Origin of the sequence: Collinsella aerofaciens ATCC 25986, from assembly GCF_964237925.1 — a bacterium.
Lineage (GTDB): Bacteria > Actinomycetota > Coriobacteriia > Coriobacteriales > Coriobacteriaceae > Collinsella > Collinsella aerofaciens_BJ.
Genome location: NZ_CAXSKI010000002.1, coordinates 119103 through 133087, shown reverse-complemented (window position 1 = coordinate 133087; position 13985 = coordinate 119103). Strand labels below are relative to the sequence as shown.

Here is a 13985-nt window from a genome sequence, read left to right as displayed (position 1 = left end):
GATATATTCCCAGAATGGAGACAAAGGGCCTCGAAGGGGGGGGGTGCCTCCAGGCCCTGTCGGCGCTCGCCATGACGCGCATGTACTACGACGGCAGCATGGACGACCGCAGCGCCCTCATCGAAGAACAGCGGATCCTGGACAAATCTCAGGGCTTTCTGAAAAAGAGGCAGGTCCTCGCAGCGCTCATGGAGATGAAGATCGGGGGCATGAAGGGGGCGCCCATCGCGCTTCCTCGCGGCACCCAGGGGAACGCCCTCAAGAGGCTGGTCTCCCAGACGCCCAGAGCCGCCGCAAAGGAGCAGCTCCTCGAGGCTAAGGTCGAGATGCGCACGAGCCTACGCTCGGGAGAGTCGAAGCTGAGGTCCGAAGCCGAAGATCGAAAAGGCGAGATCGAACGCATCGCAGCGGCATCCCGGACAGCCAGGACGCTGCTCACGGACGGAACCGACTGCTGGCTCATCGACGATAAGAAAGATTAGAAGCCAAGAAGAAGAGGCGGGCAATTGCCCGCCTCTTCTCACATCACCCACTTGAACACGGCGCGGAACAGCCAGACGAAAAAGCCCAGCGTGACCTTAAGCGCCGCCATGAGGAACCTACCAAGCCTCTTCATCGACGTCACCCCAATCTTCCTTGACCTTACGCACGCCCTCCTCGGCGCCCTCTTCCTTCTCTTCCGCGAGCAGCCTCGCCAGCTCGTCGGGCACGCCCGGGACCTCCGCCCTCCCCAGCGCGCGCTGCAGCTCCCTTATCTGCGACTTCAGCGGTTTTGAGGGAGGGCCCACGTGCTCGCGGTAGCAGGCACCGATCGCTGCCGCGTCGCACAGGTACCCCTGCACCCGGGCGAACGCCTCGTCCCCGTCGAGCAGGACGCGGCGGGCGCGCCCCAGCTCGGCCTCCGAGGCCAGCATGAAGCGCCAGCCGCGGGACCTGCGCGCCGCCGGGATGCCGTCCGCGGGCGCGTCGGCGCGCCAGTCGTCGCGCACCTGGTGCCAGTTCGCCGTGAGCCAGAGCCCCTTCTCGGGCTCCTCCCGCATCTCGAGCTCGAACTCCGTGAGCATGTTCGCGCCGGAGAACGGCGACCCCTCCGTGAACGAGAGCGTGTCGAACAGCGTCGTCCTGCCGCCCTCGTACTCTATCCTCACCATCATCTCCGGCCCCTCTCCCTGCGCTGGTCCTGCTGGGCCCGCTGCCGCTCGGCGGCGAGGATGCGCTGTTGCTCGTCCGCTCGGTGGCACTGGCGCGAATTGCCGCTGGCATCGTCGCGCCCTTCACCGTCCCCGTAGCGGGTCTTGAGCGGCATGAGCCCGTTCTCGGCCATGTAGGCGCGGGCGGCCTCGAGGCGACGGTATCCCTCGCCGCCCGCCTGGCCGCGCCGCTCGAGCGTCGCCATCCTGAGCCCGAACTCCTCGATGGACTCGACGTCGAACTTCGCGCACGTCTCGAGCGCCGAGGAGAGCCTGCTCAGCTCCGAGAGGTCGTTGAGCTCGAGGGCTCGCTCGGCGGCCTCGCGGATCCGCGCGGCGCTCGCGTCCGTGGGGCGGTAGGCGCCTTCGCGCTCGAAGCGCCGGCGCAGCATCTCCTTGCCGTAGACGAACCCCAGGCGCTCGCCGGTTACCTTCTTGGACGGTTCCTCCGCCAGGCTGAACACCCAGTCGTCCCGCCGCGCCTTGGCCGAGTTGTCGGCGACGTGCACGCCCAGGGCGTCGAGGATGCCGAAGAACTCCGCCTCGTCGCGCGCCGTGGTCTTGGCGAGCGCGACGCGGGCGCGGATGTCGCCGACCCACGAGTAGCCGCCCGAGCGCATGATCTCCTTCTCGGCCCGGCCCAGGTAGACGCTCCTGCGGCTCCTGGGCCCGCCCGCACCTGCCCGCCCGCGCGCCTTCGACGGAGATTCGGGCGCCCGGTCGTTGGAGAGCCCCGACAGCCCGCGCTCGCGCGCCATGTCCTGCAGGTCTCGGTTGAGGTCCTCGGGGTGCTGGGTCTGCATGCGGTAGCCGGTGCGGAGGTTGGCGTTGTTCACGACGATGTGCGCGTGCGGTATGCCGCGGGCGTTGTCGTCGTGGTAGACGATGGCGATCTCGTGGTCGCCGAAGTGCCTGAGCGCCCACGAGCACGCGAGCTCGCGCAGCGTCGCCAGGTCGATGTCGTCGCCGGGGTCCGGCGAGAGCACGAAGTGCTTGAACGTGCGCGCGGGCTTGCCCCTCCAGGGTGCGTCCGTGCCGAACGCGGCGCGCGTGGCGTCCATCTCGGCGTCCCAGGCGCAGGCCTCCTTGGCGTCTTCCCCCAGCGCGCCGGCGTCGCGCTCGTCGTAGCTCAGGTTGAACAGGTCGCGCGCCAGGGCGCGGCCTCCCTTCTCGAGGTAGCGGCGGATGCCGCCCGTCGAGCCGTGGCCGCTTATCGGCTTCAGGATCGGCATGGCGAGCCCTCCACGAGCGAGTCGGCGCCGATGCGACCGAGCTCCGCCGCCATCTCTCGGGCCGCGGCGTTCACGTCGGCGAGCTCGCGCTCGATCGTCGGGATGCTATCCGCGACGAGGTCGCGGTCGACGTGCCCGTGGCGGGCGTGGAAGTTGATGAGGTTCATCGCGTGCACTGCCTGGTTGTAGTGGTAGCCCCACTTCGTGAGCTCCCGAGACATCGACCAAAGGGCCCTGCGGTCCACGAGTATGCGGTGCTCGTCTCCCGCGTTGGCATCCGTCGACAGCGGTATGCGAACGAGGTAGCGCAGGTACTCCGACTTGCTGAGGCCGGCGCGCTCGCACCGCTCGCAGAGCGCGCCGTAGTCGCCTCCCTCCATGCGGAACGTGACGCGGCGCTCCTTGCCCTTGGCGGCGCCGGCTTCCTCTTCCATGGCGGATTCCTTTCCTCGGGCCCGCCGTGCGGCGGGCGCGTCTCTCTAGGGGCGCGGGGGATCCCCCGCAGGCGGCGGCCGAGCCCGGGCGCCGCCTCTGGGACCGGGCCTCGCGAAAGCGGGCTCTTAAACGGCCCGCGGCATGACGGGTCCGAGGCCGCCCGGTCCCCAAGTGCTATGGACGCCCGACCGAAGTGTCGGACGCCATAGGCTACTTGCTGGATTTCGAATGCGAGGCCCTTCTTCGAACCTTCCGGGCTCCTGCGCCCGACTCCGCGTAGGGCGCGGTCATGAGCGCCATCTCCCGCAGCAGCGAGAGGTCGGCCGCGCTCGGGCTCTCGGGCGGGCTCTCAAGGAAGTCGGCCACGAGCCTCGCTGCCTTGGAGATGCGCCCGTCGGGGCCGGCCTTCGTTTTACTCTCGCTCCTCACGTAGTCGGAGAGCTCCCGCTTGGTGCGCCGCCAGGGCTCCATTGCGGCGTGCATCTCCGCCTGGCGCTCCTTCGGCATGCCCGCGAGCGAGCGCACCGCCTCGGCGCTGAGGTTGCCTCGGTCGGCCTCGGCGGCCCACTCGGGCGAGAGATCCTCGGCGATACGGCGGGCCAGCCTCTCCTCGCGCGCGATGGTCTTGCCGGAGACCTTGCGGCCCGTCTGCCGCTCGATGATGGCGGCCTTCACGTCGTCGACGCGCATGCCGGAAAGCAACGGGTCCTCGGAGCGCAGGCGCACGGCGTCGCCCCTGAGCGCCTCCGTCGCGGCTGCGCGCTCGGTCACGGTGAGCGCGCGGGTGAAGTAGTTCGCGGCGTGGAGCAGCGTCACCGCCCGCTCGTCGTCGATGCCCTCGATCACGCGGCAGGGCATCCTCTCGTAGGCGGGGTCGTCCTTCGCGAGGAGCGCATAGGCGGCCTTGCGCCGGTGCCCGGAGACCATCTGCCACGAGCCGTCGCCGACCTTTCGCACGAGCGGCAGGTCGGTGAGGCCGTCCTTGCGTATGGACTCGGCGAGCTCGGCTATGCCGGCCGGGTCCATGGAGTACGCGGCGTTCGCCGGGTGGTCGGCGATATCGGCCACCGCGATCTCGGACACCGGGTAGCGCCCGCGGGTGCGCGACGCGCCGTCGAGAAGCCCCGTGATGGTGAAGCCCGCGGCCACCTGCCTAGGCGAGCTCACGGCACACCTCATCTGCGAGCGCCTCGTAGTCGCGCGCGGGGCGGCTCCCCGGCTCGAAGGCCGCCACCGGCTTCCATTGCCAGCTGCCCTCGCAGACCTTGCTGCTTGCGTGGATGACCGTCTCGAACTGCTCGCCCGGGAAGAACCCGTCGAGCACGGCCGCACCCGTTGCCTCGGCGTTGGTCATGCGGCCGGGCACGCAGGTGCGGAGAATCTTCCAGCGGGGCGTCGGCATGCGGAGCGCGTCGGCGATGGAGCGCGTCGCCTCCACGGTGAGCGCCGTGCCGCGCATCACGGTGGAGTCGAGCTTCACGGGGATGATGACCATGCCGCTCTCCGCTGCGGCGAGGTAGGCGTTGAAGGCGAGCCTGCGCATCACGGGGCTGCAGTCGATGAGGCAGATCTCGTAGGAGTCCGAGGCGTCGTCGAGGGCGAACTTGAGTCGCTGCTCGCGCAGGAGCATCTCGTTCTGGTCGACGAGGTCGATGGTCGAGGCCACCACGTCGAGGTTCTCCCCGGCGGCGTAGGCGACCTCCTCCACAGGCGCACCGTCGTAGAGCAGCTCGACCGATGTGCGCCGCTCGGATGCGGCCCGGTCGTAGAGGCCGAAGAAGTCGGTTGCCGACGCCTGCGGGTCGAGGTCGACGAGCAGGGTCCGAAGGCCCCGGGCGGCGAAGATCGCCGCCAGGTTCACGGCGGTAGTCGTCTTGCCGACGCCGCCCTTGTAGTTGGATATGGCTATCGTGCGCATGGGTCGCGTCCTCTCTAGCGTGGGGCGCGCCTCGCCGCATCCGGTCCGGCGCGCCCCGAGTCTCGGAGCGTCGGGACAAAACCGTACGGATTTGTCCGACAATCGGAGTGTACCACGAAAACGTACGAATATGTACGCTTTCGTGGTACAAGGGGCGGATTCGGGGAAACCCGGCCCCGGGAGCCCGGGGCCGGGCGCGCCGCCTAGGAGAGCGGCTCCATCTCGCCGAAGCAGTTGACGTGGTGGCGCAGGAGCGCTCGGTTCTCCTTGACGACCATCATCGCCACCTCGTCGAAGCGGACCGGGGTGTCGGCGTAGTCGTCGCCGTTGCCGGCGAGCCACGTTGCCGCCAGCGCCTCGCGCAGCCCGCGCGCCCTGTGGGCCTCGGGGAAGCCGTCCGTCCCGATCCGGACCGTGGCGTCGACGAACACCAGGGTCCCGTCCTCGTCCACCGCCACGAGGTCGATCCCGCCGATGCCCTCGGGCCCCTGCCAGGCCTCGTCGACGATCTCGTAGCCCTTGCGCTCGAGGAAGGCCTTGACCGCGCCCATCGCCTTTTCCTTCATGTCGTTCATGTCTTGCTCCTTAGACTCTGAGGCCCGCCCCTGTGGCGTGCCTTGCGCCGCGTGAGTCGCATGCAGCGCGGGCGCGCCGGCAAGGGAGGAAGCGAAGTCGGGCGTGGTTGTAGAAGTCTCCCGACGGCAGTTTTTCGCGTTGTTCGCGCGCGGAGCGCATGGGGCGAAGAACTCGAAAAAGTGTCGCGGCCCTTGCTGGCCGCCCGCCGGCGTGCGACCCTGCGCGTCCAAGGAGCGCCGGGGCGGGTTTCGGGTCGGAGGGGCGGAGGCGTGCGGTATGGAATCGGGCATGGGCGCCGGGGCTTCCGGACATGGGATGCGATCTGTCGGCGATTGCTGGGGCGCTCGCGAGGGTTACGTCGGGACGTCGCGTGGAGGACGGAGGCGCGTTTCCGAGTCGCGGCGCCGCTACTCTAATCGGGACGGCCTCTCCCGTGCCGCTCACGGTCGATATGCTCACGGGGCCGCTGGCGGCGAGGCAGCTCTCCATGCGGAACGGCTACGGTGCTGCGCAGCACGTCCGTCGGAAGAAGGAGGACGGCTGATGATGGGCATCAACGAGAAGGACGAGCGTCGCGAGCTGCTCGACGCGGTGGCAGATGCGGGAAGGCTGGCGAGGGGGCTGGACCAGCTGCTCGAGTCCATGGCGCGCGGCGACCAGCTGGACCCTCTCGACGTCGAGGGCATACTGGTCCTGAGGTCGATAAGCGAGAGATGCGCCGAGCGCATCGAGGACGCCGCGCGCATCCTGGAGGCTGCAGAACGAGGTCTTTTATGCCGAACTCTCAACGCCGCCCGTCGAAAAGGAACGCTCCGCTCTCGGCGGGGAAGCCGTCGCGTTGCCCGCCCCGCCTCTTCGATTCTGGCAGGCGCCCGGAATTGGGGCGCCCTTGGTCAGCTTAGCCCGTTGATGGTCTCCTCGAGCTCCACCATGTAGGCGACTATCTCATCGATGCTCGGGTAGCTGCCGAACAGCATCGGCCTCATCGAGGCGTAATCGGCTGCCAGCTCGTCGAGCCTGCCCTTTGGAGGGGCGAGCCTGAGCGTGCCGGGCCTCGCATCGGCCAGCTTGGCCCACGGCGTGCGGTAGAACTTCTCTTTGAACCTGACGACCTGTTCGAGGAGGCCAGGCTGCGCTACGGCGCGGCCGAGCACGAACGAGTGGCCGAGGCGGTACATGTCGTAGTAATGGCGGGAGTAGCGCCTGGGCATAGCCTTGCCCTCGGGCCTGTTGGCCTCCTGGTGCAGGATGGTGGCCTTCTCCCAAAACGTGCGCTCGGGACTCGCGGTGCGCACCGTGGTCGACAGCTCGGGCCCGAACGGAACCACGTCCGCCGCGTACGGGGTTATCGCCGCCTCCTCGGAGGGCGACCATGCCGCCATGGGTCCTATCTCCAGCTTGATGGTGTCGAGCGTGCCCGCCGACTCGTAGGAGCGCGGGTAGTCGAAGTACACGTTCTCCTCCTCGGCCCCGCACCTGACGGACGCTTCGGTGCCGAGGGACTCGGAGAGCGTGGCCCTGAGCTTCGGGACGAAGGCGTCGGCCAGGAAGGCGTTCGTGCGCTCGATGCTGTCGGCCTTGAACCGCTCCTGCGCCGAGTTGCTGCGCGGCTCCCACGGTTCGTCCTCGCCGTAGCCCAGGAGTCGCCAATCGAGTATGAGGTCGATGTCCTCCGAGAAGCGCTCGATGAGCCCGAAAGCCTTCGACAGGCTCGTGCCGCCCTTGAACACCATGGACTCGGCGAAGCCGCTTCTGTGGAAAAGGTGGTCCAAGGTGTAGCACACCCAGAAGTCCTTCTCGACGACGGCCGGCGCAAGCGCCATCCTCTGCGCGGCGGCCTCGAAGACCAGCCTGCGCTCGCCGGTCGAGGCCCTAGCGATCCTGTCCATGCTTCGCCTCCCATATCTTCTTCGCGGCGTCGGCGACCCAGGAGGTGAGCCCCGCCGACTCTTCCAGGAACGCGCCGGCCTGCTCTTCCGTGAGGTTGCGCGCGAGCGTTCCGATTTCCTCGTCGCCCACGTTCTCGCGTCCGAGCGCCTTGAGGGCCTGCACGATGGTGCAGGTGATCTGCGAGCAGTCGAGCAGGTCGCGGTTGGCGCGGTGCCGGAGCTCGATATCGTACGGCCCGTACTCGTAGCGCTTGTACGGGCCGCTGCTGACGTAGACGAGCTTTGCGGGCACCTGCGTGTCGAGGCCCAGCGCATTGAGCGCCGCGTCGCCGGACGGTGCGACGATCCACTTGTTGGCACGGGCGACGGCGCGCACGACCTCGTCGGCGCTGGCCGGCACCTCGGTGCCCATGAGCGCGCTGCGCTCCGGCGCGTAGTAGACGCCGCGGATGGCGCGGGCGATCCCTCCCTTTGCATGCAAGCGCCCGAGCGCGTTGGCGGCATTGCGCCGGCCTGCGACGTCGGAGAAGTCGGCGGCTGTGAAGGCCCTGCCGGCGCCGAAGCTCTCTATGCGCTCAGCGATGGCCTCTGCTTCTGTCATAGCGTTCCTCCTTTTTGATGAAAATAGTATATACCTTTTTCATCAAATTGCCTCTGATTGCCTTGGTCGCCCACGCATTGCGCCTGCGGCCCCTCGCCGCGCCGGCACGCGCGCGTGCGCCCGGAAGCGGTTGCGCCTCCCAATCGCGGCCCGGGATTAGCACCGAGACATCCCGAAGAGATCGTCGCTGGGCCCCTTCTCGCGCTTTGCGCGCCTTCCGGGCGGCTGGGCCTCGCCGAGCCCGTTGAAGATCTCCATGACCAGGGCGAGCTGCCTTTGGAGGTCTGCATCGAGCTCGTCGGCGTCGCACACGGCGAGGAGCTGCTCCGCCAGGCTCTTCATGGAGTCGCGCAGCGCCCGTTGCGTCCGCGACGACGGCCTCACGGTTACCTCGGTCCCGGTCAGCCTCGCCATGATGTAGTCCTGCCTGCTCATGCCGCTCCAGGCTGCCATCTCGCATATGAGCTTGTGCTCCTCGGGCGTGCAGCGAAACGCCATCGTCTTGCTGCGCTTGCGGGCGCTGTTCTCGCACGGCATCTTGCTTACCCCCTCGCTCCATCGAGCGCGGCGGCCATCTCGTCCTGCTTCGTGGGGAACAGGTGCGCGTAGCGGTAGGTGATGTCCACCGCCTCGTGGCCCATGCGCTCGGCGATGGCCAGCGCGGAGAAGCCCATCTCGATCAGCAGGCTCACGTGGCTGTGGCGTATGTCGTGTATGCGGATGCGCTTCACGCCCGACGCTTTGCACCCGCGCTCCATCTCGTGGGCCAGGAAGTGCTTGGTCACGGCGAACAGGCGCTCGTCGGGGGCGACATCGTCGCGCATCTCGATGAAGTCCGCCATCTCGTCGCGAAGGAAGGCGGGCATGACGATCGTGCGCACGGACTTGGGCGTCTTGGGGTCGGTCACGGTGTCCACGCCGTGGAGGCTCTGGTACGACTTGTTGATGCGCAGCCGCGAGCTATCCAGCATGAAGTCGGACGGCGTGAGCGCCAGGAGCTCGCCGCAGCGTATGCCCGTCCAGTACAGCAGCTCGAAGGCGTGGAACGACAGCGGCTTGTCCATGACCGCCTCGCTGAACCTCAGGTACTCGTCCTTGGTCCAGAACTGCATCTCGCCGCCCTTCTTCGAGCCTATCTTGTCGACCCTGCGCACCGGGTTGTCGGCAAGGCCGTAGTAGCGCTCAGCGTGGTTGAAGATGGCGTTGAGCTGGTTGTTCACCGTGCGCAGGTACGTCGGCGCCCAGGGCTTCCCGTCGGCGTCCCGGTGCTCGGTGAGCTCGTTCTGCCACCTGATGACGTCGATCGGTCTCACGTCGCACATGCGCATGTCCCCGAAGAACGGCACGAGCTTGTCGTTGATGATGTACTCCTTGGTGATCCACGTGTGCTCGCGTATGCGCGGCTTCACCTCGGAGGCGTACACCTCGACGAACTCGGAGAACGTCATGTCCATGGCCCCGCCGTTAAGGCTCTTGAACTGGCCCTCCCACACTGCGGCCTCCACCTCGGAGGAGAAGCCGCGCTTCGTCTTGTGGCGCTTCGAGCCGCGGGCGTCGCGGTAGTAGCACTGCACGTAGAACGTGCCGTTGTTGTCGTCCTTGTACACGGGCATGTCAGTCCACCTCCGGGAAGTACAGGGCGTCGAAGACGTCGCTTCGAACGCGTCCGCGGATAACCACGCGCCCGCGCGCCTCCTGCTCGGCGTTTATCTTCCTGATCACCTCGTAGGCGCTGCCTTTCTTGATCCTCAGCAGCTCCGCGACCTCGTCGGCGTCCAGCATGTGCGGCCTCGGCGTCTTTGCCACCTTCTCGTCCATGGCTCCTCCTATCAATAGCGTACATATACGTACGGTTTACAGATTCAGAGTAAACGTACGTATCTGTACTGTCAATAGAATTGCGTACATTTGCGTACGCTGGTAAGATGTGCTGGTACGTGATTCCAGGAGGAGGACGCATGTCCGTAGGCGAGAACATAAGGCGGTACCGCAAGTTGCGCGGCATGACGCAGGCGCAGCTCGCCGAGTCCGTCGGGCTGACCGAGGGGGCCGTGCGCCACTACGAGAGCGGCATCCGCGCCGTGAGGCCCGAGCTGCTCGAGTCCATCGCCGCAACGCTCGGCGTGTCCGTCAGCGCCCTCAAGGATTACGGCGTCGAGACCGCGGGCGACCTCATGTCACTGCTCGTTCGGCTCGAGGACTCCTTCGGCATCGTGCCCGCAGGCGACGGGCTGGGCCTCTCCCTGAACGCCAAGGCTCCGCACGCGGCCAAAGCGGCGACGGCGATCAAGCTATGGGCCGAGAAGCGCGCGCAGCTCGAGAACGGCGAGATCGACGCCGACGAGTACGAGGACTGGAAAGCCTCGCTGTAGCGGCTCTCCGCATTTCTCAATCAACGCAACCGAATCAGGACGCCAAGCTAGGCGGTGAGCGCCGCTCGCACCTGCGTATGCTGAGTTTTTACTCCCCATTGCATGCAAAGGCATTCTCGGCGCACCTGGGGAGTAAATGATGCGGTGGCTTACATGGCGGCACACGGCGGTACCCCGTGGCATTTCCCCTGATTACTCCCGCTTTCCTTGACGCGGTGAGATTCTTTACTCCCCATTAACCACCTGGGGAAACGCCGTGCGGAGACTGCCGAAAGGCCGATTGAGTTCGATTTGAGTTTCACGGAGCCCGAAACAGCCCCGTTTGGCCCTCGGGGACAAAAATCGAGCGCCTACTCACTTGGGATAAATCCTTACTCCCATTCCTCCGAATGCCGCACCGTACCTTGCTGTCTTGAAACACGGGGAGTAAATGGCGAAATCGCAGGTGAAAGGGAGTAAAACGGCAAAGAAAAAGCCTCCGTCCCAGCACGGGAACGGAGGCCAGATTATCGTATTTACTCACCAATGTCGCTGGTGGCTTTGCCGTGACTATCGTACGAAACGAAACTCAGCAGCACAGTGCGGCACTCAAAAGTGCAGGTCAGAACCCTGTCAACCTACTCCCACTCGATCGTCGCGGGCGGCTTGGACGTGATGTCGTAGCACACGCGGTTGGCGCCGGGAACCTCGGCCACGATGCGGCCGGAGATGCGGGCCAGCACGTCGTAGGGCAGCTTGGCCCAGTCGGCGGTCATGGCATCGCTGGACTCGACGGCGCGCAGGATGATCGGGCGCTGATAAGTGCGCTCGTCGCCCATAACGCCAACGGACTTGATGTCGGGCAGGACCGCGAAATACTGCCAGCAGCTGTGCTCGGAGTTGCGCTCGCCGGTCTGCTCAAACAGACGCTGGTTGTAGGCGTCGAGCTCCTCGCGCACGATAGCGTCGGCGTTCTTGAGAATCTCGAGCTTCTCCTTGTCGACCGCACCGATGATGCGGATGGCCAGACCCGGGCCCGGGAAAGGCTGGCGGAACACGATGTGACCCGGCAGGCCCAGTGCCAGACCAAGCGCGCGGACCTCGTCCTTAAAGAAGTGGTCGAGCGGCTCAATGAGGTCGAAGTGTACGCCCTCGGGGAACGGGATCAGGTTGTGATGGCTCTTGATGGTGGCCGTCTTGCCGCCCGTCTTGCGAGCGCCGGACTCGATGATGTCGGGGTAGATGGTGCCCTGAGCCAGGTACTTGACCGGCTTGCCATCGGTCTCGAGCCGCTGCGCCACGGCGAAGAACTCTTTCCAGAACTGCGTGCCGATGATGCGGCGCTTCTCCTCGGGCTCGGTCACACCGGCCAGAAGCTCGGCATAACGGTCCTCGGCGTGGACGTGGATAAAGTCGACGTCAAACTGCTTGGTGAAGACCTCCTCAACCTGCTCGGGCTCGCCCTTGCGCAGCAGACCGTGGTTGATGAACACGCAGGTCATCTGCTTGCCCACGGCGCGAGCGCCCAACGCAGCCACGACGGAGGAGTCGACGCCACCGGACAGGGCCAGAATCACGCGGTCGTCGCCGACCTTCTCGCGGAACTCGGCCGTCATGGTCTCGACCAGGTTGTCCATGCTCCAGTTGGGCTCCAGGCCACAGATCTCAAACAGGAAGTTGCTCAGCAGCTGCTGACCGTACTCGGAATGCTTGACCTCGGGGTGGAACTGCGTGGTGAAGATCTTGCGCTCGACGCACTCCATGGCGGCAACCGGGCACACGTCGGTGCTGGCGGTAACGGTAAAGCCCTCGGGCACCTCGGAGACGGCATCGCGGTGGCTCATCCACACGGTCTGCTCCATGGGCGTGGAGTTAAAGAGCTTGGCGCCTGCCGTGCGCGTGATGGTGGCGCGGCCATACTCGCCCACCTCGGAGTGGCCGACCTTGCCACCGAGCGTCACGGCCGTGATCTGATGACCGTAGCAGAAGCCCAGGACGGGAAGGCCCAGGTCAAAGATGGCGGGGTCGATGGACGGAGCGTCCTCGGCATACACAGAAGCCGGGCCGCCGGAAAGGATGAGCGCAGAGACGTTCATCTCGCGAATCTCGTCGGCCGAGATGTCGCAGGGAACGATCTCGGAATACACGTTGAGGTCGCGGACGCGACGGGCAATGAGCTGACCGTACTGCGCACCAAAGTCGAGTACGAGGACCTTTGCGGAAGCCTTTTGATCCATGGTTTCCCCCTCTTGTTGGCGGGGAGCCGGTGCCCACCCGCGCGAATAAACGAAAATTGCTTTCATAGTGTACACGTTATATGGGGTTTCTCGTCCCTCGCAGCCATCAGTGCACGGCAAACGCACGACCAGGGCCCCTATTTGACGGCAATTGAAGTGTTACCAAACGTTACAGATGATGTAATACGTTTGAACATTGGACGCCCTGTGCCACAATACTGCCGAACGACTCCGCCTCTGTGGCGGCAAATACGATAGGAATACTAGCATGAAGCGCATCCTTCTCATCGCCACGGGCGGCACCATCGCATCGACCGAGGACGGTAACGGCCTCTCCCCCGCCCTGACCGGTGAGGAACTCGCCCAGAGCGTCCCCGAGATCTCGGGCCTCTGCGAGCTCGACGTCGTGCAGCCCATGAACATCGACAGCACCAATATGCGCCCGAGCGACTGGATGCGCATCCGCGATGTCATCGTCGAAGGCTATGCCGATCACGACGGCTTTGTGGTCCTGCACGGCACCGACACCATGAGCTACACCGCGGCAGCGCTTTCCTATCTGATTCAGGACAGTCCCAAGCCCATCGTACTCACCGGCTCGCAAAAGCCCATGGGTAACCCCTTTACCGATGCCAAGCTCAACCTGTACCAGAGCCTGCTCTATGCGCTCGACGAGCATTCACACGACGTCTCGATCGTGTTTGGCGGCGTCGCCATTGCCGGCACGCGCGCCCGCAAGCAGCGCACCATGAGCTTTAACGCGTTCATTAGTGTCAACTATCCGCCCATTGCCTACATCCGCAACGACCGCATTGTGCGCAACGGGCTTCACGGCACGCATCAGGGCGAAAACCCGGTGCGTTTCTACGACAGCATCGACCCGCGCGTGTTTGTCCTTAAGCTCACGCCCGGCGTGAACCCGGGTATCCTGGACGCCCTGGCCGATAGTTACGACGCCGTAATCCTTGAGACCTTTGGCATTGGCGGTATTCCCGAGTTCGGCGAGTCCGGCGAATCATTCCAGGAGGCGATTTTCCGCTGGGTCGATTCGGGCCGCACCGTCGTTATGACCACGCAGGTCCCCGAAGAGGGCCTCGATCTGGGCGTTTATGAGGTCGGCCGTGCTTACGCCGATCATCCGGGCATTCTGCGCGGCGACGACATGACCACCGAGACGCTCGTGGCCAAGACCATGTGGGCACTCGGCCAGTCACGCGATGCGGCCGAGATCCAGCGCCTGTTCTACAGCCAAGTCAACCACGACCGCATCCCGATGGCGTAATTCAGTTGTCGACGGGTATCCCCTATTCGATACCCTCGAGAAGCTCTGACACCGTCATGCCGAGTGCGGGTGCGATCTTAAATAGAACCTTGAGCGTGAAATTTGCCGTCCCATCTTCGATTCGGTCGAGGTAGGGTCGGCTGATTCCTGTCGCCACACAAAAATCAACCTTGGAGATACCAAGGTCCCTGCGTGTCTCTTCGACCCGCCTGCCAAGAATCTGTTTCGCACGTTCGTCCATGCAGCCGAGTTTGAAATGGAGCCGAACATAAAC

Annotated in this window: 17 protein-coding genes; 4 read left to right on the top strand and 13 right to left on the bottom strand. The window is 65.6% G+C overall.

Going from position 1 to position 13985, the window contains the following annotated elements:
• Window positions 1-14 precede the first annotated feature (14 nt).
• Window positions 15-482, top strand: a complete 468-nt coding sequence (locus ACESWY_RS01715; RefSeq protein ID WP_373202135.1) for a hypothetical protein — start codon at window positions 15-17, stop codon at window positions 480-482.
• Window positions 483-599: 117 nt separating this feature from the next.
• On the opposite strand, the gene ACESWY_RS01710 is transcribed toward ACESWY_RS01715, so the two are convergent.
• The 6 genes from ACESWY_RS01710 to ACESWY_RS01685 form a co-directional block, all read right to left on the bottom strand.
• Entirely contained in the window at window positions 600-1154 is a 555-nt protein-coding gene (locus tag ACESWY_RS01710; RefSeq protein ID WP_373092561.1) for a hypothetical protein, read from the bottom strand.
• Complete coding sequence (locus ACESWY_RS01705; protein ID WP_373092559.1) at window positions 1151-2422, bottom strand: relaxase/mobilization nuclease domain-containing protein; 1272 nt, start codon at window positions 2420-2422, stop codon at window positions 1151-1153. Before ACESWY_RS01705 ends, ACESWY_RS01710 begins: the two co-directional genes overlap by 4 nt.
• Complete coding sequence (locus ACESWY_RS01700) at window positions 2410-2856, bottom strand: CopG family transcriptional regulator (RefSeq protein ID WP_373092557.1); 447 nt, start codon at window positions 2854-2856, stop codon at window positions 2410-2412. The genes ACESWY_RS01705 and ACESWY_RS01700 overlap by 13 nt, the downstream gene beginning before the upstream one ends.
• 211 nt (window positions 2857-3067) lie before the next feature.
• Window positions 3068-4036 carry a ParB/RepB/Spo0J family partition protein gene (locus tag ACESWY_RS01695; protein WP_373092555.1) on the bottom strand — a complete coding sequence of 323 codons (969 nt, stop codon included), beginning with the start codon at window positions 4034-4036 and terminating at the stop codon, window positions 3068-3070.
• Window positions 4011-4775: a ParA family protein gene (locus ACESWY_RS01690; RefSeq protein WP_373092553.1), complete on the bottom strand. Its 765-nt coding sequence runs from the start codon at window positions 4773-4775 to the stop codon at window positions 4011-4013. Before ACESWY_RS01690 ends, ACESWY_RS01695 begins: the two co-directional genes overlap by 26 nt.
• 203 nt (window positions 4776-4978) lie before the next feature.
• A complete protein-coding gene (locus ACESWY_RS01685) occupies window positions 4979-5350 on the bottom strand; it encodes a YraN family protein (protein WP_152068635.1) in 372 nt (123 codons plus the stop codon).
• 544 nt (window positions 5351-5894) lie between these two features.
• Here ACESWY_RS01685 and ACESWY_RS01680 point away from each other — a divergent pair.
• Window positions 5895-6287, top strand: coding sequence for a hypothetical protein (locus tag ACESWY_RS01680; RefSeq protein WP_373092550.1), 393 nt, complete (start codon window positions 5895-5897; stop codon window positions 6285-6287).
• Here the strand turns inward: ACESWY_RS01680 and ACESWY_RS01675 are convergent.
• The 5 genes from ACESWY_RS01675 to ACESWY_RS01655 form a co-directional block, all read right to left on the bottom strand.
• On the bottom strand, window positions 6245-7240 hold the full coding sequence (locus tag ACESWY_RS01675) for a nucleotidyl transferase AbiEii/AbiGii toxin family protein (RefSeq protein WP_373092548.1): 996 nt from the start codon (window positions 7238-7240) through the stop codon (window positions 6245-6247). The two genes, ACESWY_RS01680 and ACESWY_RS01675, sit on opposite strands and share 43 nt — an antisense overlap.
• A complete protein-coding gene (locus ACESWY_RS01670) occupies window positions 7224-7841 on the bottom strand; it encodes a DUF6088 family protein (protein ID WP_288169030.1) in 618 nt (205 codons plus the stop codon). Before ACESWY_RS01670 ends, ACESWY_RS01675 begins: the two co-directional genes overlap by 17 nt.
• Before the next feature lie 156 nt (window positions 7842-7997).
• The gene (locus tag ACESWY_RS01665; protein WP_373092545.1) at window positions 7998-8378 is read right to left on the bottom strand and encodes a plasmid mobilization protein; all 381 of its coding nucleotides are present in this window, start codon (window positions 8376-8378) and stop codon (window positions 7998-8000) included.
• A 5-nt stretch (window positions 8379-8383) separates the two neighbouring features.
• Entirely contained in the window at window positions 8384-9454 is a 1071-nt protein-coding gene (locus tag ACESWY_RS01660; protein WP_117205508.1) for a site-specific integrase, read from the bottom strand.
• A gap of 1 nt (window position 9455) precedes the next feature.
• A complete protein-coding gene (locus tag ACESWY_RS01655; protein WP_006681531.1) occupies window positions 9456-9659 on the bottom strand; it encodes a hypothetical protein in 204 nt (67 codons plus the stop codon).
• A gap of 140 nt (window positions 9660-9799) precedes the next feature.
• Between ACESWY_RS01655 and ACESWY_RS01650 the strand changes: the two genes are divergently transcribed.
• The gene (locus ACESWY_RS01650) at window positions 9800-10213 is read left to right on the top strand and encodes a helix-turn-helix domain-containing protein (protein ID WP_117205509.1); all 414 of its coding nucleotides are present in this window, start codon (window positions 9800-9802) and stop codon (window positions 10211-10213) included.
• 617 nt (window positions 10214-10830) lie between these two features.
• On the opposite strand, the gene guaA is transcribed toward ACESWY_RS01650, so the two are convergent.
• Window positions 10831-12429: a glutamine-hydrolyzing GMP synthase gene (guaA, locus tag ACESWY_RS01645; protein ID WP_373092541.1), complete on the bottom strand. Its 1599-nt coding sequence runs from the start codon at window positions 12427-12429 to the stop codon at window positions 10831-10833.
• A gap of 268 nt (window positions 12430-12697) precedes the next feature.
• Here guaA and ACESWY_RS01640 point away from each other — a divergent pair, with 268 nt between their 5' ends.
• A complete protein-coding gene (locus tag ACESWY_RS01640) occupies window positions 12698-13711 on the top strand; it encodes an asparaginase (RefSeq protein ID WP_117848079.1) in 1014 nt (337 codons plus the stop codon).
• 22 nt (window positions 13712-13733) lie between these two features.
• On the opposite strand, the gene ACESWY_RS01635 is transcribed toward ACESWY_RS01640, so the two are convergent.
• Window positions 13734-13952, bottom strand: a complete 219-nt coding sequence (locus ACESWY_RS01635; protein WP_035136926.1) for a helix-turn-helix domain-containing protein — start codon at window positions 13950-13952, stop codon at window positions 13734-13736.
• Window positions 13953-13985: the final 33 nt, after the last annotated feature.

Excerpts from the sequence above, each read along its gene's own strand:
- ACESWY_RS01710 (WP_373092561.1), bottom strand. The coding sequence starts at position 1,154 with ATGATGGTGAGGATAGAGTACGAGGGCGGCAGGACGACGCTGTTCGAC.
- ACESWY_RS01690 (WP_373092553.1), bottom strand. The coding sequence starts at position 4,775 with ATGCGCACGATAGCCATATCCAACTACAAGGGCGGCGTCGGCAAGACG.
- ACESWY_RS01650 (WP_117205509.1), top strand. The coding sequence starts at position 9,800 with ATGTCCGTAGGCGAGAACATAAGGCGGTACCGCAAGTTGCGCGGCATG.
- ACESWY_RS01680 (WP_373092550.1), top strand. The coding sequence starts at position 5,895 with ATGATGGGCATCAACGAGAAGGACGAGCGTCGCGAGCTGCTCGACGCG.
- ACESWY_RS01685 (WP_152068635.1), bottom strand. The coding sequence starts at position 5,350 with ATGAACGACATGAAGGAAAAGGCGATGGGCGCGGTCAAGGCCTTCCTC.
- ACESWY_RS01640 (WP_117848079.1), top strand. The coding sequence starts at position 12,698 with ATGAAGCGCATCCTTCTCATCGCCACGGGCGGCACCATCGCATCGACC.
- ACESWY_RS01695 (WP_373092555.1), bottom strand. The coding sequence starts at position 4,036 with ATGAGGTGTGCCGTGAGCTCGCCTAGGCAGGTGGCCGCGGGCTTCACC.
- ACESWY_RS01700 (WP_373092557.1), bottom strand. The coding sequence starts at position 2,856 with ATGGAAGAGGAAGCCGGCGCCGCCAAGGGCAAGGAGCGCCGCGTCACG.
- ACESWY_RS01635 (WP_035136926.1), bottom strand. The coding sequence starts at position 13,952 with ATGGACGAACGTGCGAAACAGATTCTTGGCAGGCGGGTCGAAGAGACA.
- ACESWY_RS01665 (WP_373092545.1), bottom strand. The coding sequence starts at position 8,378 with ATGCCGTGCGAGAACAGCGCCCGCAAGCGCAGCAAGACGATGGCGTTT.
- ACESWY_RS01655 (WP_006681531.1), bottom strand. The coding sequence starts at position 9,659 with ATGGACGAGAAGGTGGCAAAGACGCCGAGGCCGCACATGCTGGACGCC.
- guaA (WP_373092541.1), bottom strand. The coding sequence starts at position 12,429 with ATGGATCAAAAGGCTTCCGCAAAGGTCCTCGTACTCGACTTTGGTGCG.
- ACESWY_RS01705 (WP_373092559.1), bottom strand. The coding sequence starts at position 2,422 with ATGCCGATCCTGAAGCCGATAAGCGGCCACGGCTCGACGGGCGGCATC.
- ACESWY_RS01715 (WP_373202135.1), top strand. The coding sequence starts at position 15 with ATGGAGACAAAGGGCCTCGAAGGGGGGGGGTGCCTCCAGGCCCTGTCG.
- ACESWY_RS01675 (WP_373092548.1), bottom strand. The coding sequence starts at position 7,240 with ATGGACAGGATCGCTAGGGCCTCGACCGGCGAGCGCAGGCTGGTCTTC.
- ACESWY_RS01660 (WP_117205508.1), bottom strand. The coding sequence starts at position 9,454 with ATGCCCGTGTACAAGGACGACAACAACGGCACGTTCTACGTGCAGTGC.
- ACESWY_RS01670 (WP_288169030.1), bottom strand. The coding sequence starts at position 7,841 with ATGACAGAAGCAGAGGCCATCGCTGAGCGCATAGAGAGCTTCGGCGCC.